This window comes from Streptomyces sp. KLMMK, assembly GCF_036961605.1.
Classification (GTDB): Bacteria; Actinomycetota; Actinomycetes; order Streptomycetales; family Streptomycetaceae; genus Streptomyces; species Streptomyces telluris.
Genome location: NZ_JBAMDC010000614.1, coordinates 1 through 2,563 on the forward strand (window position 1 = coordinate 1; position 2,563 = coordinate 2,563).

At 74.4% G+C, this 2,563-nt stretch carries 2 protein-coding genes and 1 pseudogene; 2 read left to right on the plus strand and 1 reads right to left on the minus strand.

All coding sequences use genetic code 11. The features are described from left to right. Together V7793_RS36295 and V7793_RS36300 are read left to right on the plus strand one after the other, a co-directional pair. A partial coding sequence (locus tag V7793_RS36295) for an ABC transporter ATP-binding protein (protein ID WP_336013937.1) occupies nt 1-1,139 on the plus strand: 1,139 nt, incomplete at its 5' end. A gap of 219 nt (nt 1,140-1,358) precedes the next feature. After that, nucleotides 1,359-2,246, plus strand: coding sequence for a LysR family transcriptional regulator (locus V7793_RS36300; RefSeq protein ID WP_336013938.1), 888 nt, complete (start codon nt 1,359-1,361; stop codon nt 2,244-2,246). Here V7793_RS36300 and V7793_RS36305 read toward each other — a convergent pair. Further along, nucleotides 2,148-2,563 (minus strand): annotated as a pseudogene (locus V7793_RS36305) (hypothetical protein); the annotation flags it as partial. The gene V7793_RS36300 and the pseudogene V7793_RS36305 overlap by 99 nt on opposite strands.

A 2,563-nucleotide genomic window follows, 5' to 3' on the forward strand; every position in this document is an offset into this window, starting at 1 on the left:
TCTCCGGCGGCCAGCGCCAGCGCGCCGTCCTCGGCGGCGCCCTTGCGACCGACCCCGCCCTGCTGATCTGCGACGAACCGACGACCGCCCTGGACGTCACGGTCCAGAAGGAGATCGTCGACCTCGTCACGGGCGTGTCCGACGAGCGCGGCACGGCAGTGCTCTACATCAGCCACGACCTCGCGCTCGTCGCGTCCGTGTGTCACCGGGTGCTGGTGATGTACGGCGGGGAGATCGTCGAGAGCGGGCCCGTCGAGCAGGTGCTGCGCAGCCCCGAGCACCCGTACACCCGGGCCCTGCTGAAGGCCTCCGACCTGACCGTCCCGGCCCCGCGCCCTCCGGCCCCCGCCGAGCCGCGGACCCTGCTCAAGGCCCGCGGCCTGACCCGGCGCTACGCCCGCCCCCGCCGCGGCCTCTTCGCGCCGCGTACGCACTTCACGGCGCTGGAGGGCCTGGACCTGGACCTCCGTGCGGGCGGGCGGACCGGTGTGGTCGGCGAGTCCGGATCGGGGAAGACCACGCTGCTGCGGCTGCTGTCTGGCCTGGACCGCCCGACGTCGGGGACGGTCGGCCACGTGGCGGACCGCGGCGAGGACGACGGCCGCAGCCAGGGCCGGACCCCCGGCCGCAGCCATGGCCTCCAAGTGGTCTTCCAGGACCCCATGGGATCGCTCGACCCCCGCATGCGCGTACGGGACATCATCGCCGAGCCGCTCCCGGACCGGCGCTCGCCCGCGGCCGCGGCGCGCGTGGCCGAGCTCCTCGCCGACGTGGGCCTGCCCGCGGAGGCCGCCGGCCGCTATCCGCACCAGTTCTCGGGCGGGCAGCGGCAGCGCATCGCCATCGCCCGGGCTCTGGCGCCCCGCCCGTCCGTGCTCCTCGCCGACGAGCCCGTCAGCGCCCTGGACGTCTCCGTCCGGGCGCAGATCCTGGATGTCCTGAGCAAGGTCACCGCCGAGCGGGACATGGCCCTGTGCATCGTGACCCACGACCTCGGCGTGGTGCGTTATCTGTGCCACGAGGTGGTGGTGATGAGGGAGGGGCGCGTCGTGGAGAGGGGGCCGGTCGAGCGCGTGTGGGAGGCGCCGGAACACCCGTATACGCGGCAGCTGCTGGAGGCCGTGCCGGTCTTGCACTGAAAAAGGGGCGTGGTCCGGCGGGAGCTGGTCGACACCTGTCCGCAGCGACGCCCCGGCCCGTTGCCGTGCATGCGCAGCAACGGAGCACTGTGTGCTGCTGTGTGAAGCCGCGGACAGGTTGCCGCCGTTATTCAGGTAGATCATGGCGGTCGCTCATGGGCCAAGTCAATCCTATGAGTTGACTCGATCCGTCCAAGCTGAAGCTTGTATCGTGGCGGCGTGACGCTAGATGACCTGAAGGTGTTCGTCATGGTGTGCGAGGCCCGCAACCTCAGTGCCGTGGCCCGTGAGATGAACTGCAGCCAGTCGGCCGTCAGCCAGCACGTGCGGCGCCTGGAGAAGGAGGTCGGGCTGTCGTTGATGGAGCGTCAGCCGAGGGGTGTGGTGCCCACGGCGGCGGGCCGGATCCTCCAGCGGGCCGCCTCGGACGGGCTCACCGCCCTCGGCGAGGGCCTGCGCACGCTGGAGGAGCTGCGCACCGGCCAGGGCGGCGGCGTCGTCATCGCCACCGGCGCCACCACCATCCGCCACCTCATGGGCGCGGCCATCGAGGAGTACAGCAGGCGGTTCCCGGACGTCGGGCTGGAGTTCCACACCGAGCGCTCCAGCCACCGCTGCATCGACGCCCTGCGGTCGGGGGCGGTGGACCTGGCCTGGGTGACGGTCTCCGAGGACGCCCAGGGCGTCGAACTGCGCCCGGTCATCAGCCTGGAGTGGGTGCTGGCCGTCCACCCCGGCGACCCGCTCGCGGCCGAGAGCGCCCTTGGCGCGGCGGACCTCGCCCGTACGCGCCTCATCCGCCCGCCCGCCGGGACGAGCTCCGGCCGCCGGGTGGAGGACGTGCTCGGCCCCGGCGGCCTCTCCTCGCGCTCCACCACCCGCGCCACGGACTGGGACACCGCGCTGCTGCTGGCCGAGCTGGGCCTGGGGCACGCCCTGATACCGGCCATGCCGGGGCTGGTCAGCCCGTCCGGCGCGGCCCGGCTGATACCCGTCAGCGGCATCCCCTCACTCGACGTGGGCTGGGCCGCCCGGCAGTGGTCGGCCCTCGCGCCCGCCGCCCAGGAGTTCGCGGCCACCGTCACCCGGCACGTCGCGGGCGGCTGACCGCCGGTCCGTCCGGTCCAGGCCGCACAGCGCCTCGTACGACGCCTGGACGAAGGGCGCGGCCGGGGTCGGCGCGGCATCGGCCAGGGCCACCAGGGCGGCGCCGGGGCCGGGCAGGAAGCCGGCGAAGGCGGTGCAGCCGCGCGTGCCCCCGGAGTGGTGCAGGAGCGGGCCGCCGGGCCGCACCCGCAGGTTCCACACGAGGCAGATGCGGCGGCCCGTGCGCGGCAGCGCCAGCCGGGGCCGCTGCACTTCCGTGAGCGCCACCCGCAGGCTCGGCGGGGCGGCGGCCTCCGGGGCGAGCAGCGCCGTCATGC